This window comes from Mesorhizobium sp. LjNodule214 (assembly GCF_964252735.1).
Lineage (GTDB): Bacteria > Pseudomonadota > Alphaproteobacteria > Rhizobiales > Rhizobiaceae > Mesorhizobium.
This window is the reverse complement of the sequence record NZ_CAXUPE020000001.1, coordinates 1,301,126-1,326,521: the sequence shown is the minus strand read 5'-3', so window position 1 is coordinate 1,326,521 and position 25,396 is coordinate 1,301,126. Positions and strand designations below refer to the sequence as shown.

At 62.5% G+C, this 25,396-nt stretch carries 23 protein-coding genes; 11 read left to right on the top strand and 12 right to left on the bottom strand.

Translation table 11 applies throughout. The features are described 5' to 3' along the window. Nucleotides 1-20 precede the first annotated feature (20 nt). Nucleotides 21-1,193, bottom strand: a complete 1,173-nt coding sequence (locus ACSQ3Z_RS06410) for a glycosyl transferase family 1 (RefSeq protein WP_436170494.1) — start codon at nucleotides 1,191-1,193, stop codon at nucleotides 21-23. Between the two features lie 190 nt (nucleotides 1,194-1,383). Between ACSQ3Z_RS06410 and ACSQ3Z_RS06405 the strand changes: the two genes are divergently transcribed. Next, the gene (locus tag ACSQ3Z_RS06405) at nucleotides 1,384-2,880 is read left to right on the top strand and encodes a lipopolysaccharide biosynthesis protein (protein ID WP_436170493.1); all 1,497 of its coding nucleotides are present in this window, start codon (nucleotides 1,384-1,386) and stop codon (nucleotides 2,878-2,880) included. 31 nt (nucleotides 2,881-2,911) lie between these two features. Continuing rightward, nucleotides 2,912-3,934, top strand: a complete 1,023-nt coding sequence (locus ACSQ3Z_RS06400; RefSeq protein ID WP_436171848.1) for a phosphoribosyltransferase — start codon at nucleotides 2,912-2,914, stop codon at nucleotides 3,932-3,934. A 60-nt stretch (nucleotides 3,935-3,994) separates the two neighbouring features. Here the strand turns inward: ACSQ3Z_RS06400 and ACSQ3Z_RS06395 are convergent, their stop codons facing one another. The 8 genes from ACSQ3Z_RS06395 to ACSQ3Z_RS06360 form a co-directional block, all read right to left on the bottom strand. Then, the gene (locus tag ACSQ3Z_RS06395; RefSeq protein WP_436170492.1) at nucleotides 3,995-5,077 is read right to left on the bottom strand and encodes a glycosyltransferase; all 1,083 of its coding nucleotides are present in this window, start codon (nucleotides 5,075-5,077) and stop codon (nucleotides 3,995-3,997) included. A gap of 71 nt (nucleotides 5,078-5,148) precedes the next feature. Further along, nucleotides 5,149-5,598: a hypothetical protein gene (locus ACSQ3Z_RS06390; RefSeq protein WP_436170491.1), complete on the bottom strand. Its 450-nt coding sequence runs from the start codon at nucleotides 5,596-5,598 to the stop codon at nucleotides 5,149-5,151. Between the two features lie 13 nt (nucleotides 5,599-5,611). Continuing rightward, nucleotides 5,612-7,054: a GMC oxidoreductase gene (locus ACSQ3Z_RS06385; protein ID WP_436170490.1), complete on the bottom strand. Its 1,443-nt coding sequence runs from the start codon at nucleotides 7,052-7,054 to the stop codon at nucleotides 5,612-5,614. An 81-nt stretch (nucleotides 7,055-7,135) separates the two neighbouring features. After that, complete coding sequence (locus ACSQ3Z_RS06380; protein WP_436170489.1) at nucleotides 7,136-8,467, bottom strand: UDP-glucose dehydrogenase family protein; 1,332 nt, start codon at nucleotides 8,465-8,467, stop codon at nucleotides 7,136-7,138. Nucleotides 8,468-8,600: 133 nt separating this feature from the next. Next, nucleotides 8,601-9,467 carry a family 16 glycosylhydrolase gene (locus ACSQ3Z_RS06375; RefSeq protein ID WP_436170488.1) on the bottom strand — a complete coding sequence of 289 codons (867 nt, stop codon included), beginning with the start codon at nucleotides 9,465-9,467 and terminating at the stop codon, nucleotides 8,601-8,603. 153 nt (nucleotides 9,468-9,620) lie between these two features. After that, a complete protein-coding gene (locus ACSQ3Z_RS06370) occupies nucleotides 9,621-10,013 on the bottom strand; it encodes a hypothetical protein (protein WP_436171847.1) in 393 nt (130 codons plus the stop codon). 249 nt (nucleotides 10,014-10,262) lie between these two features. Then, the gene (locus ACSQ3Z_RS06365) at nucleotides 10,263-11,282 is read right to left on the bottom strand and encodes a glycosyltransferase (protein WP_436170487.1); all 1,020 of its coding nucleotides are present in this window, start codon (nucleotides 11,280-11,282) and stop codon (nucleotides 10,263-10,265) included. 64 nt (nucleotides 11,283-11,346) lie between these two features. Next, nucleotides 11,347-12,492, bottom strand: a complete 1,146-nt coding sequence (locus ACSQ3Z_RS06360; protein WP_436170486.1) for a nucleotidyltransferase family protein — start codon at nucleotides 12,490-12,492, stop codon at nucleotides 11,347-11,349. Between the two features lie 510 nt (nucleotides 12,493-13,002). On the opposite strand from ACSQ3Z_RS06360, the gene ACSQ3Z_RS06355 reads away from it, so the two are divergent. The 6 genes from ACSQ3Z_RS06355 to ACSQ3Z_RS06330 all read left to right on the top strand — a co-directional run bounded on the left by ACSQ3Z_RS06355 (nucleotide 13,003) and on the right by ACSQ3Z_RS06330 (nucleotide 18,800). Beyond that, a complete protein-coding gene (locus ACSQ3Z_RS06355; protein ID WP_006205257.1) occupies nucleotides 13,003-13,155 on the top strand; it encodes a lasso peptide in 153 nt (50 codons plus the stop codon). Nucleotides 13,156-13,291: 136 nt separating this feature from the next. Beyond that, complete coding sequence (locus tag ACSQ3Z_RS06350; protein WP_120011969.1) at nucleotides 13,292-13,591, top strand: PqqD family protein; 300 nt, start codon at nucleotides 13,292-13,294, stop codon at nucleotides 13,589-13,591. A 10-nt stretch (nucleotides 13,592-13,601) separates the two neighbouring features. After that, nucleotides 13,602-13,991, top strand: a complete 390-nt coding sequence (locus ACSQ3Z_RS06345) for a lasso peptide biosynthesis B2 protein (RefSeq protein WP_436170485.1) — start codon at nucleotides 13,602-13,604, stop codon at nucleotides 13,989-13,991. 3 nt (nucleotides 13,992-13,994) lie between these two features. Further along, nucleotides 13,995-15,914 (top strand): lasso peptide isopeptide bond-forming cyclase, encoded by a 1,920-nt coding sequence (locus ACSQ3Z_RS06340; protein WP_436170484.1) that lies wholly within the window; start codon nucleotides 13,995-13,997, stop codon nucleotides 15,912-15,914. After that, entirely contained in the window at nucleotides 15,911-16,903 is a 993-nt protein-coding gene (locus tag ACSQ3Z_RS06335; protein ID WP_436170483.1) for a serine kinase, read from the top strand. The genes ACSQ3Z_RS06340 and ACSQ3Z_RS06335 overlap by 4 nt, the downstream gene beginning before the upstream one ends. 7 nt (nucleotides 16,904-16,910) lie before the next feature. Beyond that, nucleotides 16,911-18,800, top strand: a complete 1,890-nt coding sequence (locus ACSQ3Z_RS06330) for an ABC transporter ATP-binding protein (RefSeq protein WP_436170482.1) — start codon at nucleotides 16,911-16,913, stop codon at nucleotides 18,798-18,800. A 33-nt stretch (nucleotides 18,801-18,833) separates the two neighbouring features. Here the strand turns inward: ACSQ3Z_RS06330 and ACSQ3Z_RS06325 are convergent, their stop codons facing one another. Next, on the bottom strand, nucleotides 18,834-19,106 hold the full coding sequence (locus ACSQ3Z_RS06325; RefSeq protein ID WP_436170481.1) for an exopolysaccharide production repressor exox: 273 nt from the start codon (nucleotides 19,104-19,106) through the stop codon (nucleotides 18,834-18,836). 609 nt (nucleotides 19,107-19,715) lie between these two features. Between ACSQ3Z_RS06325 and ACSQ3Z_RS06320 the strand changes: the two genes are divergently transcribed. The 3 genes from ACSQ3Z_RS06320 (at nucleotide 19,716) to ACSQ3Z_RS06310 (ending at nucleotide 22,949) form a co-directional block, all read left to right on the top strand. Next, nucleotides 19,716-20,393: a sugar transferase gene (locus tag ACSQ3Z_RS06320; protein ID WP_404275008.1), complete on the top strand. Its 678-nt coding sequence runs from the start codon at nucleotides 19,716-19,718 to the stop codon at nucleotides 20,391-20,393. Nucleotides 20,394-20,586: 193 nt separating this feature from the next. Further along, on the top strand, nucleotides 20,587-21,750 hold the full coding sequence (locus ACSQ3Z_RS06315; RefSeq protein WP_436171846.1) for a polysaccharide biosynthesis/export family protein: 1,164 nt from the start codon (nucleotides 20,587-20,589) through the stop codon (nucleotides 21,748-21,750). A 107-nt stretch (nucleotides 21,751-21,857) separates the two neighbouring features. Further along, on the top strand, nucleotides 21,858-22,949 hold the full coding sequence (locus tag ACSQ3Z_RS06310) for an acyltransferase family protein (RefSeq protein ID WP_436170480.1): 1,092 nt from the start codon (nucleotides 21,858-21,860) through the stop codon (nucleotides 22,947-22,949). 17 nt (nucleotides 22,950-22,966) lie between these two features. Here the strand turns inward: ACSQ3Z_RS06310 and ACSQ3Z_RS06305 are convergent, their stop codons facing one another. Then, the gene (locus ACSQ3Z_RS06305) at nucleotides 22,967-24,250 is read right to left on the bottom strand and encodes an O-antigen ligase family protein (protein ID WP_436170479.1); all 1,284 of its coding nucleotides are present in this window, start codon (nucleotides 24,248-24,250) and stop codon (nucleotides 22,967-22,969) included. A gap of 243 nt (nucleotides 24,251-24,493) precedes the next feature. Next, nucleotides 24,494-25,321 (bottom strand): SDR family NAD(P)-dependent oxidoreductase, encoded by an 828-nt coding sequence (locus ACSQ3Z_RS06300; protein WP_436170478.1) that lies wholly within the window; start codon nucleotides 25,319-25,321, stop codon nucleotides 24,494-24,496. Nucleotides 25,322-25,396: the final 75 nt, after the last annotated feature.

Genomic DNA, 25,396 nt, shown 5'->3' with positions numbered 1-25,396 from the left:
TGTTTCCATTCCCGGTCATCCTATGCCAGCGCCTCGGTGACGAAGGGGCCGGGCGCGGCAGCCAGGCCACGCAGCTTGTCGACGAAGGCCAGGCAATCGCTGCGGTCGTAGCTCCAGGTCCGCGGGTTGCGGGCAAGCACCCGCGCCTTCAGCTTGCGGAAGCGATCCTCTTCCATCCTGCCCAGCGCCGTCTCGAGCACCTCGGGCGCGGCCTCAGGCAACAGAACGCCGATGTCCTGCTGGTTGAGGAAGCGCCCGGTTTCGGTATTGCCCATCGAGATCGGCACGGCGCCGAAGCGGCATCCCTCGTAGAGGCGGTTGGGAAGCAGCCATTCGGAATTCTGGCCCTCCTCGAAAAAGTCGATCGCCCAGGAGAAATGCACCTCCCTGTAGATCGCCGCCATGTCCTCCGGGTTGCGGTAGGGGCCACGGAAGGAGAGAAAGGGCTCGGCCTCGACGAAAGCGTGGAAATCGGGAAATTCGGAAAGCGCCGGGCGGCCCCGAAGGATGACCTCGAAGCGCCCGTCGAGGCGGCGGGTGAATTCTGCCAGCAGCTCAAGCGAGCGGCGGCATCTGAGCGCACCGAACCAGCCGATTCGCCACGGCGGTGCGGCAGGATTTTCCGCCTTCAACCGGTCATCGACCGCCACCGGCGCCATATCGAAGTACTTGTTTTCGACCAGCTCGACCGGTGCGGCGATTTGTCCAAACGGCTTGAAATAATTGGCGATGAAGGCCGGCGAACTAGTCACCAGAAGCTTCACGTCGCGCGCCAGATAGCGTTCCGCACCGCGCAGCGCCTTGCCCAGCAAATCGTCGCGAAGCACCAGACGATGGATGTCGAGGCATTCGTAGACGATCGGTACCGCCCCATGGAACACGGCCTTGGCGCGCCGGGCAAGCGCCAGCATTTCAAGGTTACGCGCGATGATGAGGTCGGGCCGTTCGATCGCCGCAAGCTTCGAGCCGATCGACACCGCCGCCTTGGCGAGCGCCGCCAGGCGCTGGCCGAATCGGCCGTCGCGCGTCGCGCCGAGGTCGATCGGACGCAGTCCCTCGATCTCCGTGACCGGGCCTGTGGTACGGCGGAAGCCCGCCAGTGTAACCCTGGCGCCGCCTGCTCTGAGCATTATGATCCGTCGTCGCACCGCCGGATCGGAAACGTCATGTACCAGGTACAAGACATGCAGCATGAAACTCGACCGCTGTTGGCCCACCCACAGGGATGCTAGTACAGCTTTTGCTGCATCGCAACATTTTTGGTGCAGCGTAGCAAGAATCCATGTTTTTTGTTGCACTGCAAAAATATTGCCGTAGTTTGTCCAAGGCGGCGGTTTGCCGGTCGTAATGTCACGGCCGGCGCGAAAATCAGGGATCCTGAATTTGGAAGCCAATGCATTCGATCCGCCAGAGGGCTCTCTCCGCAGATCGGTCGGGCGCGGTGCCATCGTCACGGCCATGGCGCAATCCGTGCGCGTCGCGACGCAGATCATCTCCGTCATCGTACTGTCGCGGCTTTTGTCGCCGCAGGATTTCGGCGTCGTGGCGATGTGTGCGCCGGTGCTTGCCTTTATCGCGCTGTTCCAGGATTTCGGCCTGACCCAGGCGACGATCCAGAAGACCGGCATCCGTCACGACGAGGTCAATTCCCTGTTCTGGATCAATGTCGCGGTCAGTGCCGTCCTTGCCTGCGTGCTGGCCGGCGCCGCACCTTTGGTCGCCGCCTTCTACGGCGAACCGCGCGTTTCGGGCCTGGTGGCGGCACTGGGGCTGCAGATCATGGCCTATGGCCTCGGCGCCCAGCACCTGGCGCTTTTGACGCGCCGCATGCAGTTCACCCGCCTGGCGATCATCGACGTCGCCAGCGCCGTCACGGGTCTTGCCGTTTCGATCGCCTGGACCTTCATCGACCGTTCCTACTGGGCGCTGTTTGCCGGCACGCTGACCGGAGCGGTGCTGCCGACACTTTGCTATTGGGTCAACTCCAGATGGCGGCCGGGCATGCCGCGCAAGGTCGAAGGCATTGGTCAACTGCTCAATTTCGGCGCCGGAATCACCGGCTTCAACTTCGCCAACTTCTTTGCCCGCAACCTCGACAATGTGCTGATCGGCAAATATTGGGGTGAGGCTCAGCTCGGCCTCTATGACCGCGCCTACAAACTGCTGCTGTTTCCGCTCAGCCAGATCACCAACCCGCTGTCCAAGGTCATGGTGCCGGCACTTTCCAGGCTGAAGGACGAGCCGGACCGCTACCGCAGCGCCTATCTGCGTGTCATGCCGCTGATCCTGCTGGTGGCGCTGCCGGGCGTCGCCTTCGCGACCGCCATGTCCGACGTGCTGATCCCCTTCGTGCTCGGCGAGCAGTGGCGGCAGAGCTCCGACATCTTCCTGGCGCTCGGCTTTGCCGGGCTTCTGCAGCCGCTCAACAATCCGGCGGGCTGGCTGTTCGTCAGCCAGGGCCGCTCAGGCGATTTCATGCGCTGGGGCATCGTGACGGCGGTGACATCGGTGCTGGCCTTCCTGGTCGGCCTGCCCTATGGCGCGCTCGGCGTGGCCATCGCCTATGCGGTCAGCGAATATCTCAGAACGCCTTTCCTGTGGCTCTATATCGGCAAGACCGGGCCGCTGAAGGCGCACCATGTGCTGCGCGCGGCAACCCCCTTCGTGCTTGGCGCGCACCTGGCGCTGGCCGCCGTCTGGTTCGCCAAGCCGTTCCTGCCGCAACAGCATATCGTCGCCATGGCCGGCGCGGTGGTGCTGGCCTATGTCACCACCATCCTGGTCGCGCTCTGCTTCGCCGCCGGCCGCGAAGCCTTGCGCGAGGCGTTGAGGCTGGTGCCGATGCGGGCGCCGGCGGCTGTACCCAGCGGAGCAAAATAACATGCGCACACTCGAGGATCCGACCCAGACCATGCACTACCGCTCGATTTCCGACATGAACGACGCCATCGTCAGCAACCTTCACCGGCTGCCGCGCGACATCGACCTGGTGGTCGGCGTGCCGAGAAGCGGCATTCTTGCCGCCACGCTGGTGAGCCTTGCGGCAAACATCCCGATGACCGACCTCGACAGCTTCATCGCCGGCAGGATCTATTCATCGGGCATCACCAAGCGCCGTGCCGCGCTCGACCGGCAGGCCTCCGACATGCGCAAGATCCTGGTGATCGACGACAGCGTCAGCGGCGGCAACGCGATGCGTGACGCACGCAACCGGATCGAGGCCTCCGGCATCAAGGCGGACTTCATCTTTGCAGCGGTGTTCGGGCTGTTGTCACAGCACCAGGAAACCGATGTCGTTTTCGAAGTGGTGCCGCATCCCAGGATGTTCCAGTGGAATTTCATGCACCACAAATTCCTCGAGCAAAGCTGTGTCGACATCGACGGCGTGCTCTGCCTCGACCCGACCGAGGCGGAAAACGACGACGGCCCGGCCTATGAGAAATTCCTCGCCGAAGCGCGGCCGCTCTTTGCCCCGACCCGCAAGATCGGCTGGCTGGTCACCAGCCGGCTGGAGAAGTACCGCAAGCTCACCGAGGCCTGGCTCGACAAGCACGACGTCAAATACAACGAGCTGATCATGCTCGACCTGCCGAGCAAGGCGGAACGGCAGCGGCTCGGCGTGCATGGCAGTTTCAAGGCCGATTTCTACGCCAAGACCGATGCAATCCTGTTCATCGAAAGCGAGCACCAGCAGGCGCTCAAGATCGCCAAGCTTTCCGGCAAGCCGGTGCTGTGCGTGGAAACCCATCTGGTGACCTACCCCGACGCGCTGTCGCTGCCGGCGCTCAACCAGGCGGCGCGCAACCTGCCGGCCAGGCTGCGCCAGGTCAATTCGCCCGAAGGGCGCAAGACGGTGGTCAAGAAAGTGGCGCGCACGCTGCTCGGCGAACGCGGCTACGAGACGCTGAAGAGCCGGGTTAAGAGACCGGCCTGACCTCACCAATAACTGCTGGAACCGGGATGCAGCGTCACGACGGGCGCTGCTTCGCGAAGCTCATGCAGCCTTGCGTGCAGTCCGTTGCGCCGCCGCCTTGTCGAGCAGCTGGAAGAAGGTGGCGAACTGACGCTGCGGGTCCAAGGCGGGGCGCTCCGAGAATGTACGCGCCGCCGTGGAAAGCCGCGCATACTCCTGGGCATCGTTCCACAGAAGCCTGATCGCCGCCACCCAATCGTCGAGCGGACCGTCATAGTCCAGCACCACGCCGCCCGAGCCGATGGCTTCGGGCAGGCCGCCGCGCCGCGAGCCGACGACGGGAATGCCGCTGCAATGGGCTTCCGACGCCACCCGGCCCCAGGCCTCCTCCCACTTGCTGGGAGCGAGCAGGATCTTGGTGCGGCCATAGACCGTCTTCATGTCGCTGGTGCGGCTCTCCAGCTTAACATTGGGGTATGGCGCGATCGTCTGTTCGATCCGGGCTCGATGATCGTCGTCGAGCTTCCAGCTTTCGACGAACAGGAACGGGATTTCGGGGCAGGCGGCGGCGATGCGCACCGCAAGGTCGAAGCCCTTTTCCTCGTAAGGGTTGATCAGCGTGACGAACTCGCCTGTCGTCGGCGTGCTGTAGAAGCCGGGATTGATGGTCGGCGGAATGACCGTCGAATCGATGTCGAATTTCTGCTTGTAGGTGCGGGCCGTGAATTCGGAATTGGCGATGTAGAGAGCCGAACGCAACTCGCGCAGGTCGCCGCCCAGTTCATGGAATTCGACATTCCTGAGATAGACGACCAGCGGCACGCCTTCCGCCTCCAGCGCCTTGCCGATCGGAACCGACTTGTGGCACTGGACCACGGCGACATCCGGCCTCAGCTTCTTGACGGCAAAGCCGGCAGCCTCCCAGGGAAACCAGGCCCGCACCACCGGATAACCCGGATAGGAGTCGATGACGGCCCGTTGCCGCAAAAGCTTCATCTTGGCGCGCGCCTTGTAGCCGAAAACGCCCTGGCCGAAGAGCGCGGCAAGCACCGACGCCTCATGGCCATGCTCGATCAACTGCTCGGCCAGATGATGGGTGCTGGACTGGACGCCGCCGCTGAACTGCGGCGTGTAACCGTTGCCACCTGCAAAAAGGACTTTCATGGGATCGGGCTCCTTGTCGCATTTTCGTGTTTCGTTCGGACGCTGGCCAGGACCAGCGTCTTGCCTTCGCCTCAAGCGACTTTCGGCGGCTCCAGATTTGCGAACGGATTGGTACAGGACTGCCAGCCGGTAAACCGGATCGCGTCGTTCGGCGAGCTGCGCCATGCGTAGTCGGTCAGCACATGGAATTCGGCGATGACCCAGCGGTCGAAATGCACCAGGTCTTCCCGCTTTTCATGCGGCAGCAGTCGGCGTGCGGCGCCCAATTTGAGCTCCTCGACCAGAGTGACCGCATCGCTCAGTTTTTCGTTCGGAAATATCCAGGGATTCCGGTTGCGGAATTCCAGCACGAACTGCTGCAGGTGCTCGATGCGCATGTTCAGCGGACCGAGATATCTTTCCAGCGTGACGCGGACCAGGTCCTCGTCCGAGAACGAGGACACGGCGGCGTAAGCAATGCCGGTGGAAGCAAGCCCGCCGGCGACCAGGGCCAATGCGGAGCGTCGCGTGATCTTCATCATTGCAGAGCTCCCTTCATGCGATCCGGCTCGCCGCCCTCAGCGACAGAGCCGCCGCCGTCAGGCTTGGATTGACGCAGGAGCAACTGGGATAGGTGCTCGTGCCGACAACGACGAGGTTCCTCAGCTGGTGGTGGATCATGTCGCGGTCGACGACCGAATCCGCGGGGCCAGTGCCCATCCGCAACGTGCCCTGCACATGCGATTCGGTCGGCCGGATGCCTCGATCGAACAGCTTCTCGACCGGCAGCGGCTTAAGCAGCGCCGGCAGCCTTTCCAGCGCCTTGGCCATGCCGTTGACGGCATAGTCCGACGCTCCCTTGAAGCTGACGAAGGCGTTCTCATCCTTGTCTAGGATGACGCGGTTTTCCGGATCGAGTAGGTTTTCGGTGACTATGACCAGCGGCAGCGTCTGCCGCAGCCGTCCCTTCTCGGCCCGCATGCCGTGCTGCCAGCGGTTCTCGAAATAGACCAGCGCGGCCGCGTGCTCGGCGCGGTGGGGACCGTCATAGAGCCCGAAATTCAGACCGGTGGTGATGGTGCTGCCGTCGAAATTGTCGACGCCGTCGAGATAGACCTCGAAGTTCCAGCCATAGGATTCGTGCAGGCCGAGGCCGACGAATTCACCGCCGAGCCCGGACCGCAGCATGATCGCCGGGCTCTGGATCGCGTTGGCGCCGAGCACGAAAAGGTCGCCACTGGCGGAATATTCCTTGCCGCCATGGGTGAACACCACTGAGCGAACGGAGCCGCCGACATGGTCGAGCCGCCGCACCTCCGAGCTGAGGCAGACCGAAACATCCGGATGCTCGAAGACGTGCATCAGGCCGTTGTTGACCGTGAACTTGGCATCGGCCGGGCACAGCCAGCAGCGCAGATTGGCACAGCACGAGGTTCGCTGCGAAGTTGGCACCCGAGCCCGCGCGGTCGGCATGACGAAGTGCTGGTCGGGCTGCGCTGCCTTCATCATCCGATCGGGCGTCGACATGCGATGCGGCGGCTGCGGAAACGGTCTCGAGCGCGGCAGCATCTGAGCCATGTCGGGATCGCCCGAGATCGACATGACCTCCTCGGCGTCGCAGTAGAACGGCTCGAGCTCGTCATAGCTGATCGGCCAGTCATTGCCGACGCCATAGGTGCTTTTCAACCGGAAGTCGTTGGGATGGAAGCGCGGTGTCTGCGCGAACCAGCAATTCGTGCCGCCGCCCAGGCCGATGGTGTAGTTCCACGGCTTGTCGGAGTTGGACTTGTAGGTCGACTCGTCGTCGATGTCGGTGTTGGCGTTCTGGCCGAGCTGCCACTCATGCGTGTTGTGCCGGCCCCATTCCAGAACCAGGACACGCGCTTTACGGCGCTTGGCGAATGCGTGCAGGAAGAAGGCCGAGCCAAAACCGGAGCCGATGGCGATGATATCGAAATGCTCGTTGGCGATTTGCTCGGGCCTGATATCCAGCGCCATCAGATCCTATCCTTTCCCGACAGCAGCGCGTTCACCGACGGCCTCGTTGTCGTTCGTCGAGGCCGCCTTCGGAGCGGGCCTTCACGCAGCCACCCTGCCGATCGAATGATATTCGATGCCGTGGCGGGCGATGACCTTCGGGTCGTAGAGGTTGCGGCCGTCGAAGATGACCGGCGTGGTCAGCGCATCCTTCAGCGCGTCGAAGGAGGGCGCGCGGAAGCTCTTCCACTCGGTGGCGATCAGCAGCGCCTCGGCGCCGCGCAGAGCCGCCTCCTTGGTGCCGCAGAGCAGCAGATCGTCGCGCAGCCCATAGATGGCCTGGCATTCCTGCATCGCCTCGGGATCATAGGCCTGTACCTTCGCGCCCGCCTTCCACAGCGCTTCCATGAGGTTGCGGGCCGGCGCCTCGCGCATGTCGTCGGTGTTCGGCTTGAAGGCCAGGCCCCACAGCGCGAAGGTCTTGCCTTTGAGGTTGCCCTTGAAGTAGCGGTTTACCTTGTCGAACAGGACGGACTTCTGCTCGTTGTTGCGCTCCTCGACGGCGCGCAGCAGCTTGGCGTCGAACTTGACACCCTCGGCGGTCTTGATCAGGGCGCGCACGTCCTTGGGGAAGCACGAGCCGCCATAGCCCAGACCCGGATAGATGAAGTGGTAGCCGATGCGCGGATCGCTGCCGATGCCCTTGCGCACCTCCTCGATGTCGGCGCCGAGCTGTTCGGCCAGATTGGCCATCTCGTTCATGAAGCTGATCTTGGTGGCCAGCATGCAATTGGCCGCGTATTTGGTGAACTCGGCGCTGCGCACGTCCATCACGATCATCTTCTCGTGGTTGCGGTTGAACGGAGCGTAGAGCTCGCGCATCACCGCCTCGGTGCCTTCGCTCGATGTGCCGACGATGATGCGGTCCGGCTTCATGCAGTCGGCCACCGCGGAGCCCTCCTTGAGGAACTCCGGATTGGAGGCGACGTCGAAAGTCAGGTCCTCGCGGCCTCTTTTCTTCAGCGTCTCGGCGATCCTGGCCTTGATCTTTTCGCAGGTGCCGACCGGCACGGTCGACTTGCCGACGACGATCTTGGGCGCCTCCATCTCGCGGCCGATGGACTCGGCGACTGCCAGCACGTATTTGAGGTCGGCCGAACCGTCCTCGCCGGGCGGCGTGCCGACGGCGATCATCTGGATCTCGCCATGCTTGATCGCGGCCTTGGCATCGGTGGTGAATTTGATGCGGCCGGCGGCGTGGTTTTCCTTGACGAGGCTTTCGAGCCCGGGTTCGAAGATCGGGATAAGGCCCTGGTTGAGCCGTTCGACCTTCTTTTCGTCGATGTCGACGCACACCACCTGATGCCCGACTTCCGCGAGCACGGCTGCCTGCACGAGACCAACATAGCCTATTCCAAAGACCGTCAAGTTCATTCGGTGTGCTTCCTGTTCAGGGCCGTCTTCGGTCCGGCCGGTTCAGATGGCAGGCCGTCCAGGGCCAGTTTCCTATTGGAGCACGATCCGAAGCCGGTTCCCACTTTCTGCTGCATTCGGTTCGGGATCATGCCTAGTTGCTGTTGCTTATGCTGCATGCCAGCGATTCCGGGAACTGGCAGGGCTGGCCAAGCGCGGTGAATGCGACGCGCTCCACCTGCATCGTGACCTTGCGGCCTGGATCCGAGAAGGGGCCCATCCAGCTGGTCAGCTTCTCGCTGCCCCAGAGGCTGAAGAATATCTTCTGCGAGTGGGTCGGCAACTCCGCCGGGTTCGTCACTTCCTGGACGAGCTTGCCGTTCACGTAGAAGCGCAGCCGATCCTTCTCCCAGACGAAGCCATAGTCGTTGAAACCCTTGTCGGTGCCGCCTTCGACATCGGCGAGCTTTTCGTTCTTCGGCTTGCCGGAAATGTAAGTGTTGACCTGCACCTTGGAGGTGTCCTTGGTCAGGACTTCGAAATCGATCTCATCCCATGGCTGCTTGTCCTGGGGACCGATGTAGGAGAAGAACGCGGCGTTGAGGCCGGACCCGGTGTCCGTCTTCATGCGCGCCTCATAGGTTCCGTAGCCGTAACGCTTTTTGGTCTGGATCTCGCCGCAGGCAAAAGCGCGGTCCTTGGTCTGGCGCTTCTCGAAGCCGAGCGTGAGTGCGCCGTCGGACAGGCTGACCAGGCTCTTCGACCATGTGCAGTTCTGGTGCGGGCCGTTCGACCAGCCGTCGGAGACGTACCAGCGCGAATGATCGAACTTGGTGAAATCATCGACGAATGAGGGCGCGCTCGGCAAGTCCTGGGCGTGGGCCGGGTGCGACGTTGCGGCAACGGCCAGGAGAAGCGCGCCCGCCGTGCACAGCTGCCACAGTCTGCCTTGCCGATTCGACCGCACCGACGGCATGGCATCGGCCACGACGATGGAAATAGTCTTGGGATCTGCGTTCATACCAACTTACCTTTGTGCTGTCCGCCCAACCCAAAGTCACCAATTGGCCCGCCGCATGACGAGCCGCTCCTGATTCTCCGCCCTTATATCTTCTATCTTCCTCGTTACCTGCCTCGTGCCGCCAGACCGGCGGCCGGAACCGAAACCGCGCCGTCAGGCCCTGCCTGCGGGCTTGACGAACCCAGCCTGCATATTGGGAGACCCGCCATTCTCTTCGACGATCGCGTCGAGTGAATGACGCAGCTCCTTCATCAGGCTGTTCTGGCGGGCCAGCGCTGCGATGCGCCGCTCGCAATTCAGGATCGATGTCGTCAGTTCGCTGACTTCGGACACCTTGCTCGTCGATGCCGAGCCGTTCTCCATCGCCTCGACCAGGAAGGCAGCGTTCGTCGCCTTTGACCGATAGCGATTCTCAAGCCCGGTCTTTTCCGCCTCGATCTCGGTCGCGATCTGATCCAGCAACCTTGCAAGACGATCGAAACGCTGAAGATCGGTCTGCCGGTCCCGGGATGGATCCCTGGATCTGAAGCCGAATATCGAAGCCATCGGGTTGGCCTTCCACAATTGCTGCACCGCAACATACACTGCCATTCCCAGGCCAACTAGGCAACCTCGGAGTTTGGCAAAGGCGTTTTTTTCGAATTTCCGACCGCCGCTGCGGCGGCCCGAAACCTAGAGCCTGCTTCCATCCCGATGGTATCGGGATGGGGCTCTATCATTTTGTTTGAGCATGATCTTTTCCGAAAACCGGGTTCCCACTTTTTGCTACGCTGACCTCCGGTTCGGGATCATGCTCTAGTTCTCCGCGGCGGCGTTGGCCGCCATGAGGAAGCGCATCGGCGGTACCTGCTGGCGTTTCGAGGCAAGGCCGGTATGGCGAAACAGCGCCTCCAGCTTGTCGGCGGCGACGCCACGAACGATGGGAATGAGGTTCGACTGGCTGGCCAGGGCATAGGCGGCAGCCGATGCCAGGCCCTGCTCGGCCTTCACGTCGAGGAAGTTGCGCAGCCGGTATTTGTCGCGCACATGGCGTTCGTGCTTGCGCAGCACCGCCTTTGAGGTTTCCGGCAGGCTGTCGATCTTGAGCAGCGCCAGGTCGGCGTCGGCCAGACGCTTCAGATCCAGCGTCCTGTGGCGGCCGCTCAGCGAATCGGCACGAACGATCGCGCCGTAGCCGCAGGACCGTATGACCTTGAAGCGCGCCCCGCGGGCGACGGCGCGCGCATAGAGCTCATAGTCTTCGCCCAGGCGCAGGCTTTCGTCGTAGCGCAGCCCGTGGCGCTCGAGAAAGACCCGGCTGATCACCGGCTTGAGGAAGCCAAGCTCGCCGCGCTGCACGCGGCGCCTGGAAATGTTGCCTTCGACGAACCGTTCGAGATCGAGGAATTCCGGATCGGCGGAGAATGGCGGAGCGACGACCTTCGAGACATCGGTCGCCGCATCGTCCCTGATCAGCATGATGTTGTCGGCGGCGAAGTCCCAGTCGGCGCTGGCGAACAGCCTGCGAAACCGGCCCTCGAGGAAGAAATCGTCGGCGTCGAGAATGCTGATGAACGGCGACGTGGAGCCGGCGATCGCGGCGTTGCGGGCGAAAGAGGGGCCCTTGTTGATGTCGAGACGCATGACCGAGAGCCTGCCGCTGCCATCGTCTGCGGCGCGCGCCACGTCCGCGGTATCGTCGGTGGAGGCATCGTCGACGACGACGACTTCCGCCACTTCGGGCTCGCGCAGCGCCGAGGCGATGGCGGCCGGGATGGTGCGGGCTGCGTTACGGGCTGCGATGATCACGCAGACCTGGGATCCTGTGCTGGACATCAATTCACCTCTCGATTGCACGAGTTCTTCCGAATGTTCTGCCCCTTGATGCCCAAAACGATCTTCACCGGCTGTCCGCCTGGCTGACTGTCGACCTTTCGAAAATGCGCCGGCTGAGATCGGCGGATGCCGCCCAGCCGGCCTCGGCCAGATAGCGGACCGGCTCGCGGCCGCACAATTCCCACAACACCGTGCGCCGCTGCGGCCAGCGCAAGGACGACAGCCAGGGCGCGATCACCATGTGGAACAGGTCGGCATTTTCGATGCGCGACAGAATACGGGTAGCGCGCTCCGACAGGAGCGTGTCCGAGCCGCCAACAAGCACATCGGCAGCCCTGAGGCCGAGCAGCAGCGTGTCCGCCAGCCCCTGCCCGGCCGCGTAGTCGAGCACGTTCTGCTGTTCGGCTTCGCTCAGCCGGCTGGCGCTGGCCCTGATATCGCAGACATAGCCGGCGCAGGGCTCGCGATTGAAGAAGGCCTTGGCGACGCTGATGCAGGACAAGAGCAGCGTGTCGGAGGCCGAGGTGAACGGCACCCTGGCGCCGGCGATCTCGACCTCGCGCTTGCGGCGCAGGAACCCATCCGTATCGCGCGGGCTCGGCGATCCCGGCTGCTGCAGCCGGTAGTGGAGATCGACCGTGGACTGTTTCAGCCCACCGCCGCGGACCATGTGCTGCTCGCCAAGGAAGCGCAGCCACCAGACCGAGCGGGACTTGCCGGCAACTTCGTAACCGATCGAGCGCAGCGCCTCGCGCGCTTCGAAAAAGCCGCCCGGCGAGACCAGTATGTCGACGTCTCCCGAAGGCTTCATGAAATGATCGCCATAGAGCAGTTGTTGCTGGAACGGCCCCTTCAGGAAGACGAAATCGATCCGCCTGTCGCGCAGTACCTGGTGGATGGCCATCGAGTCCATCATGCAGGACGAGTTCATCGAAACCGTCCGCCTGCGGTAGGTGTCGAGCCATGCAAGCAGTTCGGGCGGCGCTTGTGTTGCCGGCGCGCGCGACAGGGCCTTGAGCACGAAGGTGGCAACCTTGTTCAGCCTGACGATGTCGGCGACGCTGGCAAGCGAGATGGCCGGCGCTGGCGCCTCGCCCGCCGCGGCCGGTCCGGAAGCGAAGAACAGCCTCAGGCAGGCCTGCACATAGGCAACCTCATCGGCGCAGTCGGCGGCGCGCAGCCTTTCGTAAGAACCTTCCTGCACGGCCATTCCTGACAAATGTCTCCGCAAAAATTCCGGTCGGCGCCTTATATTGCAGTTGCGAAGCAAAGCATCGCCAAAATCGCTTCCGCCGTCCAGTTTTTCCTTCAGTGCCCCGTTCTGATACAACCACAACGTTCAAATGCGGTATGCGGACATGGCCAGCCGAAACTCCAATCAAGGGCTTAACCAGGGCCGCTATAAACGCCAAATTGAGCGATTTGGGGACAAATTTCTTCGTGCTTATTTAGCGGGCATTTGAGTCAAAAAATTTATCACAATCAAATCAGATGCTTAATTCGACGTCATTGGCGCGTCGTTGAATTCCGCTATCAAGCGTGACTAGGATGCGATTGCCGAAGGTTTGATCACAGGCAGAGCCAAGCGCAACCGACAATTGATTAACAGTTGGTAAATCAGGCTTGACTCACATATGACGCCATGCAGCTATTGCATTGCAGCATTGTTATGTGCTGACGGCACTCGACAGGCCGTTTCCAGTCCTTATCGGAGAGTAAAATGGAACAGAATGTTGAAAAGCATGAGTACGAAACGCCTAGCCTGACGGTTCACGGTTCGATCGAGACCATCACGCAAGGTGGCGGCGGCTCGACGGCGCTCGACGCGTCGTTTCCCGCCCACACGCCGATCGGCGAACTCACGTTCTCCTGAGCTTGATTTCGTCCCGGAGTACAAAGTTGGGGCTCCGGGCGTAAATGATAAGGGAGGCCGGGGGGCGCAGAACCCCCGGCTTTCCAACCGGTCCTGAACATGACGAAGCGTAGCGTATTGTAAACGAGGTTTTAGCATGAACTGGAACCCATCGGACCGCGATAGCGTAAGTGCGACCAATGACGCCGTGGCCTGCGAGTTCGGCAACGGGCTGGCGCTGCTCAATTTGAAATCCAACATCTATTACAGCCTGAACAGCGTCGGCGCCTATATCTGGGAACTGATCCAGGAGCCGCGGCCGATCGCGGATATCCGCAGCGCGGTGCTCACGCGCTACGACGTCGATCCGGAGCGTTGCAAGGCCGACGTCGACGGATTGTTGAAAGGCCTGGCCGAGGCAGGGCTTGCGAGGCTCCACCATGAGGAACTTGTCTAGGGTTCTCTCCTTGAGTGGCTCGGAGATGCTGTTTCTGGCGCACTGCCTGCTGGTGGTCGCGGTGGTGCGGCTGGGATTGACGCTGTTTTCGTACAACCGCCTTCGCCGCATGGTGACGCAGCTCGATGCGCCTCACGAGGCCGGCATCGGCGACCTCAGGCGAGTCGCCTGGGGCGTTGCCGCGGCGGCGCGGCGCGTTCCCTATGCAAGCTGCCTTACCCAAGCGCTCGCCGGCCAATATATTCTCGCCCGCCAGGGCAACGCCTCGAAGATCCGCATAGGCATCGAGCGGGATACGGGCACGCAATTGAAGGCCCATGCCTGGCTGATGAGCGGCAACCACATTGTCCTTGGCGGTTCCATCAATGGTTTCGCCCATCTCGTCGATCACGGCCAGTAGCCAATGAGCGGCATCGCCGGAATTCTGCCCAGGCAGCAAGGCAGGCCGACCGCCGCGGCCGACATCCAGCAAATGCTCGCTCGCATGCAGCATCGCGCCCGCGACGGCAGTTCGTGGTGGATGGACAGGACTGCGGCGCTTGGCCATGCCTGGCTGAACACCACGGATGAAGCCGACCCCGGCCCGCTGACAATGGCCGGCGGCAAGCTTGCCGTCACCGCGGACTGCCGGCTGGACAATCGCGAGGAATTACTGGCCAGGCTCGGCATCAGGGACTCTTCGCTTGCCGACGGCTCGCTGCTGATGCGGGCCTATCTGCGCTGGGGCGAGGCCTGCCCGACCTATCTGCAAGGCGACTTCGCCTTCGCCATCTGGGACAGCGAGCGCCAGATCCTGTTTTGTGCGCGCGACCATTTCGGGGTGAAACCCTTCTACTATCATGCGGATGACCGAATTTTCCTCTTCGCCTCGGAGATCGGACCCATCCTCAGCATCGGCGGTGCCGGCGCGCGCCTCAGCGAGCATCAGATTTCCGGATTTCTGGCCGGGCTGCCCGACGATCCGCAGTCGACTCCTTACACCGACATCTTCCGCCTGCCGGCCCGCCACAGCCTGACGGTGAGCGACAGCCAAGTGGTGCTGCGCCGCTATTGGCAGATCGAGCCGTCGTCGAAGCCAATGCGGTCCGATGCCGCGGAGGAATTCCGCCACCTGTTCTCGCAGTCGGTGCGTAACCGCATGCGGGGCACACCGGCGGTCGGCGCGATGCTCAGCGGCGGCCTCGATTCATCCGCGATCGCCTGCGTGGCAAGCCTGCAAAACGACATGGCCCGAAAGCCCAGATTGCCGACCTTTTCGCTGATCTTCGAACGGGGTTCCTCGATGGACGAGAGGCCTTTCATCGACGCGGTGATCGGCCAGCAGAAGGTCGACGGCACGCTGATTGCCGTCGGCAACTACGCCCCGTTCGCCGAGTTCGAACGTATCCTCGAAGAACAGGAGGGGACGTTCCTGGCTCCCGGCCTGTCGCTGACGCGCGGCATCTACAGGGAAGCCGGCGCTAAAGGCATGAAGGTGCTGCTGGACGGCCATGGCGGCGACGAAGTCGTCTCGCAAGGTCATGGTCATCTGCACGAGCTTGCCAATGCCGGCAAATGGATCGAGCTGTGGCGGGAAATCCGCAGTGCCTCGAACACCTATGGCGACAGCATGGTGGGCCTGTACTACCAGTTCCTGACGCTCTACGGGCCGGCCTGGCGCATCGCAAAACTCAGGCACACCACACGCCGTATCCTGGACAGGGTTCGCAACAGTCCGGCGGCACCGCGCGGCCCGAGCTGGCGCCATCTGGTCAATCCGGACCTAGCCAGGCGGACCGACCTCGTCGACCGTTTTCACCGGGCCGGACACATGCCGTCCACGGTGAGTGCCAGCGAAGCGCTTAGCCATCGCTGGATCCTGTCGAACGGGGTCGTGCCGCACGCCTTCGAGGTTCTCGACAAGGCCGCCGCCAATTTCGGCGTGGAGCCGCGCTATCCGTTCTGGGACAAGCCGCTGGTCGATTTCTGCCTGGCGCTGCCGGGCGAGCAGAAATTGCACAATGGCTTCGGCCGCCATGTGCTGCGACGGGCCATGGAAGGGATCCTGCCGCCGTCCGTCCAGTGGCGGCGCGACAAGATCGATTTCAAGTCCAACCTCGTCCACGGCATGCTCGGCAACCACCGCGACCTCGTCGACAAGGTGCTGGTCTCGGATGCGGACCGCATCGCGCCCTATGTCAACCTGCCTGAGGTCAGCGCGGCCTATGCGCGGATCCTGCGGCAGCCGGATGAGGCGACCCTGCCCGATGTCCAATGTGTCTGGCGCTCAATCGCGCTTTCTCTCTGGTTACGGCAAGTTCAACTGCGTGGGAGCCAAGCATGACGAGATCGAACACGTCGCTCGCGCCAGACCTTGGGCATGCCCGGTTACATGCGGAAGGCAGACGCGAGAGAGAGCGCCGCTTCTATAAGGCCTATGGCCTGACGATCAGCTCGGAACTGGCCTTGCCCGAACTCGAGCCGACGACGCCCGCAGCGGCCGACATCGTGATCGCCGTCAGTCCGATCGACTCTCCAAAACCCTCGCTCGAGGCCGGAACCGCCTTCCGCTTCGAACCCAGGCAACAGTATCTGGCATGGCAGGCGGTCGGCGCCTTCCTGATCAGCGATGCCTGCTGCATCATTGTCGATCCGGCGCCCGGGATAGACGACCAGCTGATCGCCTTTCCGCTGCTCGGGCCGGTCATGGCGCTGCTTTTGCACCAGCGCGGCCTGCTCATCCTGCATGCCAGCGCGATTGCCGTCGGCGGCAGGAGCGCGATCTTCATGGGCGACAAGGGCGCCGGCAAATCGACGACGGCTGGTGCGATGATCAGCGCCGGGCACGGATTGCTGACCGACGATGTCGTGGCGCTCGACCTGTCCAACCCGAACCAGCCGATGATCGTCCCAGGCTTTCCGCAGCTGAAACTCGCTGCCGACGCCGCGGCCGCCATCCCGATCCGGCAAGCGGAGGTGCGCCCACAGGTGCATCCGGCGATCGACAAGGCACAGCATCGCCTGCATGGCGGATTTTCGCCGGACAAGGTTCCGGTAACGAGGCTCTACATTCTCGAGCGCGGTGAAAAGGCGGCGATATCGCCGCTGCCCGAGGTCGAGGCGCTGTCTGCCGTCATCAAATTCTCCTATGTGACACGCTTCGGTCGGCCGGCGCTGGTCGGCGATTTCGCCACCCGGCACCTTCGCCACTGTGCCGGGCTGGCGGGCCATATCGGCGTGTGCCGCCTCGAGGTGCCTACTGGCCTTGGCCGGATCGGCGAGGCCGTGGCCCTGATCGAGCAGGACCTGGCGTCCGACGAACGCGCGCGGTGAGCTGAGCATGCCGGCATCATCCGTCCTTCGCTTGTCGCTGTTTCGGGAAATCGCCGGATTTGCCGGCGTCATTGCCAGGATCGGCGGGCGGCGGACCTGGACGGCTTTGCTGTTCCTGGTCCTGGGAAGCCTGACCGAAGGCATCTCGATCCTGCTTCTCATCCCTTTGCTGCAATTGGTGGGGCGTCCCGAGCAGAATTTCGCGGTCAGACTGCCGGATAACGACCTCGTGCGCTGGCTGGTGCCTGACGGGACGCTGCAGCTGACTACGGTGCTTTGCGCGCTGGTCGGGCTTGTCGCGCTGCAGGCGGCCTTCAACCGCTTCAAGTCCGTCTACATGGCCAGGCTTCTGTTCGATTTCATCAACCGCCTGCGCATGAATCTGTTCGAGAGCATCGGCAAGGCGCGCTGGGGCATCTTCTCATGCATGCGCAGTTCCGATCTCGACCACGCGCTCACCGGCGACATAGACCGCGTGCAGGCCGCGGCATTCTCGCTGCTGATGCTGGCGCAGATCGGCGTGCTTTTGGCAGGCTACCTCGTCATATCGCTGTTCATCTCGCCGGTGATGACAGGCTTCGCCATCGTGATCGGCGTGCTGATGTTCGTCGCGCTGCGGCCATTTCGCACCCGGGCCACGGCGTTCGGCCGGGTGGTGACGACCAATCGCCAGGATCAGTACCGTACGGTCTCGGAATTCCTGGGCGGCATCAAGGTGGCCAAGAGCCTGAATGTCGAGGCGAGCTATTTCGCGCAACTGCAGGCGACCCTCGAAAAGATGAAGGCCGACAACATCAACTATGTGCGCAACTCAACGATCGGCACCGCTTTGTTCCAGGTGGCGAGCGTCGTCGGGCTCAGTCTGTTCATCTATATCGCACTGGTTCGCTTCCAGCTTTCGCTGGCCGAGATCGTCGTGCTGCTGCTGGTTTTCATGCGCATCGCGCCGCGCTTCATGGACATGCAAACCCAGGCGCAGCAGGTGCTGATCAATTTGCCTGCCTATGCTTCGATGCGCGACCTGCAGACGCGGTTCGACGCGGAGCGCGAATTCGACGCGGAGCGCGAATCGGCAAGCAGCGAACCCGCTGAAGGCGCCAGGCTGGCGCTCGATGTCGGGCTCAACATACGCGATGTTTCGTTCGCCTATGGTGACGTTTCCCCAGCAACCGGGGATGGCGAAGGGGGCGGCAGACCGGTGGTGAGCGGCATCACCTTCGGCCTTCCCGCCGGCAAGGTCACCGCCCTCATCGGCCCTTCGGGATCGGGCAAGAGCACGATCGCCGACATGCTGCTTGGCCTGCTCGAACCGACGCAAGGCAATATCCTCGCCGATGGCGTCGAGATCGGGGCGGAGAACCGCCGGCGCTGGCGCGACCAGGTGGCCTATGTGCCGCAGGACGTGTTCCTGCTGCACGATACGATCGCCGCGAATTTGCGCCTTGCCGCGCCCCAGGCCAGCGACGACGAACTGTGGACGGCGCTGCGGTCGGCGCATGCAGCCGACTTCGTCGAACGGCTCGAACATCGACTGGGTACAGTGGTCGGCGACCGCGGCGTCCGGCTCTCGGGCGGCGAACGCCAACGCATTGCGCTGGCGCGCGCGCTGTTGCGCAGCCCTTCCCTTCTCATCCTCGATGAGGCGACCAGCGCGCTCGACTGGCAAAACCAGTCGCTGATTGCCAAGTCGATCGACGGGTTGCGCGGCCGCATGACGATCCTGACCATTGCGCACCGGCCGTCGATGATCGCGTTCGCCGACTGGGTCGTGGCGATCGAGAATGGCCGGATCGTGGAGGTCGGCCAATATCAGCGGCTGAAGCAGAAATCCGGCAGCCGGTTGTCCCGAATGCTGTCAGGCGAGCAGGCCGAGAGACAGACCGCCGACGTTCGCTGAGGACGATTTGGCCACCGCGCAGCGAAGCAAAAATCAGTGAATGCTTCGCCTGGCGCTGAATTTCTCGTTCTTGGCCGTCTGGTCCAGGCCCAGGTTTCTTTCGGCTTCGCGTGCCTTGTCGGCTGGCGTCGGGGCGCTCCTGGCGACCATGACGAAGACCAGCAGAAAGTAGCCAAGCTGAATGATGGCGGCGCAAGCGATGGCACGCAGCAGAGTCATGCCCAGCGAAGCGCCATCGAAATAGGACCACGCGACCACGATCGCGATGGCGAAAACCATTCCTATGATGAATTTTGGTAGTGACATGCCCGTCGTCCCGTCAACCGACGCGAGCATGCAAAAGCGACGACTTACCCACCCGAGTATCTCCCCATGCGCCACGTGAGCTTATTCTGATGCCCACTTTCGACCGGTTGCTTCCGGCCTTTCCAAACCTATCCAAACTCTAACAGGAACAATTTGCGACTCTATTAAGGCGTGAAACTGTCGGCAAGGCCAACCGCAAATAATTTTGAGCGGGCCGACGGGATCGACTCTGCCATGCTGCGACGCACACACAGGTACCATAGCGATTAGCAGGAAATGGATTCTACCGCAGTAAAAGCTACAATGTTAATTAGTATTTTATGCACATAACCTAGGTCATTCGGCGAATCTTAAGCAATTTAGTGCTCTGCGCTTTGCGGCGAAGAACGGTTCGCCCAAAATCGGCCCCAAAAAAGCACTACATTTTCGGCACTTGCTCATAAATTGTCACAAACGTGCCACAAAGGCGAATTTTTGGGCAGAGCGCGTTTATTATTTAGTCAATTCATGACGTGACTATTTCATCGTGATGGGAAATTGTGTGTTGCGCTGCAGCATTTTTTTGATATCGTGCCGTAAACCATTCGTTCAACGTATGGAGCTTTAAGCATGAGGGACGTCGCCAAGTCGGCCAATGCGGGGTTTTCGCAGGTCGGCATTGATTTTCCGCCACCCATCGGCGGCCTGCTCAAACGCAGTTTCGATATTGTCGGCTCACTGGTCGGCCTGGTACTACTCAGCCCGCTGTTCGTGATGGTGGCCCTTCTGGTCAAGCTGTCGGACGGCGGCACGATCTTCTATGGCCACAAGCGTATCGGCCGCGGCGGCCGGGTATTCCCCTGCCTCAAGTTCCGCACCATGGTCCCGGACGGCGAGCGCGTGCTTGCCGCTTACCTTGCCGCCAATCCGGAAGCGAATGCCGAATGGATCGCGACGCGCAAGCTGAAGAACGACCCGCGTGTCACCCGCGTCGGCGCGGTGCTGAGGAAGCTCAGCCTCGATGAGCTGCCGCAGATCATCAACATCCTGCAGGGCGACATGAGCCTCGTCGGACCTCGTCCCGTCGTGCGCGACGAACTGGAGATCTACGGCAGCGCCGCCGTCTACTATCTGAAGTCGCGCCCCGGCCTGACCGGGCTGTGGCAGGTCAGCGGCCGCAACGACGTCTCCTATGACACCCGCGTGGCGTTCGATCGCCACTATGTCGAGAACTGGTCGTTGTTCGAGGACGTTCGCATCATCGTCAAGACCGTGCCTGCGGTGTGGATGTCGCGCGGCTCCTACTGAGTCAGTCTCACACGGCCGGTCTTGCACCGAGGCGGCCGCCTTCGGCCAGCAGCGAACTCATCGGGCGGTGGGGGCAAAGCGGATCGGAAACGTTCAGTTGAAAACAGACATCGTCGGACTTCTTCGCAGCAGATCCACGGCGCCGGTACGGCTCATCGCAGCCTGCCTGGCGCTCTCGCTTTCGGTCCCGGCCATGGCCGGCGACTACCAGCTTGGACCGCAGGACAAACTCAACATCCGCATCGCGGAGTGGCAGACCGTCGAAGGCACGTTCCGTGACTGGTCGGCGGTCAACGGAGACTATTCGGTCGGCCCCGGCGGAACACTCTCAGTGCCTTTCGCAGGCGAATTGCCCGCCGCCGGCAAGACCACCGCCGAGATCGCGGCGACGATCAGCGAGGCCCTGCAGCGTAAGCTGGCGCTTGCGGACAAGCCGGAAGCATCCGTGGAAATGGTGCAGTTCCGGCCGTTCTACATTTCGGGCGAAGTGCAGTCGCCTGGTCAGTTTCCTTACGTCCCAGAACTGACGGTGCTCAAGGCGATCAGCGTTGCCGGCGGCATCCGCCGCAATAGCGATCTCGGCTCCCAGCTCGGTAAGGATTTGGTCACCGCCAAGGGCAACTTTGACATTTACGACGACCAGCGGGTTCGGCTGGTGGTCAAACGCGCCCGCATCGATGCCGATCTGGCCGGCAAGACGACTTTCGACGCGCCGAAGGAGGTCGAGGGCGATCCGCGGTTGCAGGCCATCGTCGCCGACGAGATGACGATCCTCACCTCCGACCAGAAGGCTCTGAAGCTGAAGCTGCAGGCGCTCGACGAGCTGAAGAGCGTTTTGCAGTCTGAAATCGAATCGCTGCAGCAGAAGATCGTGAACCAGCAGAAGCAGGTCGATCTGGCGCAGAAACAGCTCAGCAACATTGGTCCGCTGGCTCAAAAGGGTCTGGTCAACAATTCGCGACTGCTGGATTCGCAGCAATCCGTCGCCGACCTGCAGGGCAAGATCCTGGACTACGAAACGGCCATCCTCACCGCCAAGCAGTCGATCAGCAAGGCGGCGCAGGATGCCCTCGATGCCCAAAACACCTTGAGTTCGAAGCTCGCCGCCGACCGGCAGCAGACCGAAGCCGATCTGAACGAGGCTGCGCTCAGGGTGGGCATGCAAAAAGGCCTGATGGCCCAGGCAACGGATCCGGCAACGACGGCTGCCATCACAAGCGGCGAAGAACCGGCCCTCCTCTATTCGCTGGTACGCGTTACCGACGGCAAGACGAGCGAGATCGAAGCCAAGGAAGACACGCCGGTGCTGCCGGGCGACGTGATCAAGGTCAAGCTGGCGCCAATGGCCAGCCAGTAGCTCAATCTCGCCCCAAGCCGTACGGCGGAGGCGGGATGACAAGGAAGGGTTCGCCCGCGTTCGAGGAGCGCGGGCGGCGATCTGTTTGGACCGCTTGAAGGCATAAAATGCAGCCCGCCGCCCCCCGTCACGTCTACCTCAATCTCGATGCGATGCGCGGCGTGGCGGCGATCAGCGTGATGCTCTACCACTTCTCGCCATTCATCTCGGACGGCAAGGTGCTGCCTTCGAGCTACCTCGCGGTCGACCTGTTCTTCCTGCTCAGCGGCTTCGTCATTGCGCACGCCTATGACAGAAAGATCGAAACCGGGATGAGCATCGGCTCCTTCCTGCTGATCCGGCTGATCCGCCTCTATCCGCTCTACCTTGCCGGCACGCTGCTCGGCTTTTTCTATCTGGTGATCAAGAACCGGCTGATACCGGCCGAATATCTGCCGGTCTCCGACATTGCCGTCATGCTGACGACGGGCATGCTGTTCATTCCGCTGGTCGGCGATGCCTATCACACCATCTTTCCGCTCAATCCCGCCTCCTGGTCGCTGTTTTTCGAGCTGCTGGTGAACATTGCCTATGTGCTGCTGTTCTTCGTGCTGTCGAAAAGGGTGCTGGCGGTGCTGATCGCCGGCAGCCTGGCGTTGCTGATCCTTGCCGCGGTGCTGGTCGGCACGCTCGATTTCGGCATGACCGGACAGACCATCGCCAGCGGCCTGCCGCGCGTCACCTTCTCATTCTTTCTGGGCGTGCTGCTTTGCCGGTCGATGGGGAGGATCCAGGGGAGTCTCGGGTTCCTGCAGAAAGGCTACTGGGTCGAGATGGCGATGGTCCTGACACTGGTGGTCTTTGCCATCGCGCCGACAGGCGCCGGCCGCGCGCCCTACGATCTCATCTGCGTCGTGCTGTTGTTTCCGCTCTTGGTCACGGTTGGCGCCGTAGCGCCGACCCGTCCAGGCCTTGCCAGGCTCTATGGCTGGCTCGGGCGGATTTCCTATCCGATCTACATCATCCACACGCCGATGCTGATGATCATCGCGGGAGCGGGCAAGGCCATCTCCATCGATCCGTTCGCCAACCATCCCTGGTTCGGCATCGTCATGGCGCTTGCGGTGATCGCCATCGCCGATATCGCAACCCGCCTCTATGACGAGCCGGTGCGGCGGTTCCTGCAACGGCAGATGCAGCGTTCGCGCGCCATCGCCTGAGCGTCGCGGCTGGCCACTTAGCCTATTGCGTGGATTCCGCCGCTTGCGGTTTTCGCTTCCTGGATGGCAATCCGCGACCGTTGCGGCCGCACCACCGGCACTTCGCGCAGCTTGAACAGGCTGTAATAGACGACGAACGAGGCCGTGAAATAAGGCCCGAGGATTTCGACCTCGAAGAAGGAGCGGAGCAGCATGAGGCCGACCGCGCCGGCAAGGACGACCGAATCGGCGCGCCAGTCGCGGAAGATCACGGACGATACGTGTCCATAGAAGGCGCGCAGGATGACCAACGCAATCAGCGTCACCCCGACAAAGCCGAGTTCGACCAGGGTCTCGATATAGGTGTTGTGGAAGTGGAAGCCGGTGCGGGTCGTGATGTAGAACTCGGCCCACAGCCGTTCGGCCTCGGCGAAGCCCTGCACCCAATAGGCGGCATAGCCATAGCCGAGAACCGGGAATTGCTGCGCGGCCTCCCAGCCCTGTTCCCAGAGATAGGTTCGCCCGGTGAGCGTCGAATCCTTGCCGAAGATGCCGAGCACGAAATCCACAAGGCCAAGATTGAGCGCCGCCATGATCGCCCCGACCAGCGTGAAGGCGCCGACCGCGAACAGCACCCGCCTGTAGCGGCGTGACAGCACCTTGCTCATGCCAAGCAGGATAACGACCGCCAGCCCGGCCGGCAGCGACGCCACCGAGGTGGCGGAATGGGCGATGGCCAGCATGTAAAGCGACAGCAGGCCGATCGGCGCCGTCCAGACCAGGCTTGGCCAGCCGCGCCGGTAGAAGACGACAAAGACGAAGCAGAGATAGATGCCGAGCGAAGCGAAGAAGCCGACCTGGTTCTTGGAGCCGAAGGCACCAACGAAATTGGTGGTCCCATCGATGGTGTCGAGCGCATAGGCGCCGACATGCAGCGAATAGAGCAGGACGAAGAAGATCCCGATCAGGGAACCCACCACCAATGTGCGAACATTGACCGTGCGCGCGCAGACGTAGGCGCAGAGCACATGCGAGAAATACTGGAGCGACGCTCTCGCGGTCGTGCCGGGCGCATGCGACCAGAAGACCGAGAAGCAGACATAGGCGACAAACAGCAGCGGCAGCCAGGCGTCGGAGAGATGCCGCAAAAACCGCCGGTAATCGACAAGGATGAGCGGAAGCCAGACCGCGTAGTAGGCGAGGATGAGAATCTTGCCGAAATTGGTCGAGTAGGCGAAGGCAAAGATCGAAACGGCGACGGCGAAGGTGCCGTAGACGACACTCTTCTCCGGATCGATCAACAAGGATTTTGGAATCTTCATATCCCTACCGGATCTCTCATCCACTGAGCCTTGACGGCTCGGCCTGTCAAAGGCTGGTCCGGACCCCGATCTGGGCGTCCATTGTGCAGTGCAACATAACCTACCGTTCTATCGCCCCTCACTCAATGACAAATGTTGTCGCGGGTAAAACGGGAAGAACCTGCGCGCCATCCTGCAACAGGGGAATGGCGTTAATGCGGCGCGCTTGCCTCATAAGGGCCGGAACCGGCCCTGGGGCGGGCATTACCACAAGGCGCCGCCGGTGACCTGGATGTTTTCCATGGTGATGCCCCTGGCAGCGTCCGAGCATAGGAAGACGGCAAGTGCCGCAATCTCTTCCGGCTGCAGCATGCGCTGCTGCGGGTTGCCGCGCGCGATTTCGGCCATGGCTTCCTCTGGCGTGCGGCCCTTGCCTTCCCGCTCGACGACTTGCGCGACGTTGCGGCGCATCAGTTCGGTCTCCACCCAGGTCGGGCTGATCATGACGCAAGTGACGCCGTGCGGGGCGCCTTCCAGAGCCACGCAGCGGGTCAGGCCGAGCAGGCCGGCCTTCGAGGCGCAATAGGCCGGATTGTCCTTCCAGCCGACGGAGGCCGCGGTCGAGCCGATGTTGACGATGCGGCCCCAGCCGCGCCCGATCATGCCGGGCAGCACGGCGCGGGTGACACGAAAGGCGCCGCTGAGGTTGGTGTCGACGATCTTGTCCCAGAGTTCGTCGGAATGGCCGCAGACCGGCTGCTCGGCGGTGGTGCCGGCGGCATTGACGAGAATGTCGGCCGGCCCGATCGCGGCCTCCGCCTCGGCCACGAAGCGATTGCTGAGACCGCTGTCGCGCACGTCGAGATGCGCGGCGTGGACCCTTGTGCCATGCGCAGCCAGAGCCGAGCGCACCCGTTCGATCTCCTCGGCGCCGGGATAATAGGCGGCGTCGGTCCTGCCCGGGCCCGGCGCGGCCACATAGGAGCCGACGGCGACGTTGGTCCCGGCCCTGGCAAGCGCGGTGGCGATGGCCAAGCCCATGCCGGAAAAACCGCCGGTGATGATGGCGCCACGGCCCGAGAGATTGGTCATCGAACTGGTCCTCCGCAATCACACCGCAAGGCAGCCCGCCATCGACAATCATATGGAGCCGGTGACGACCTGCGA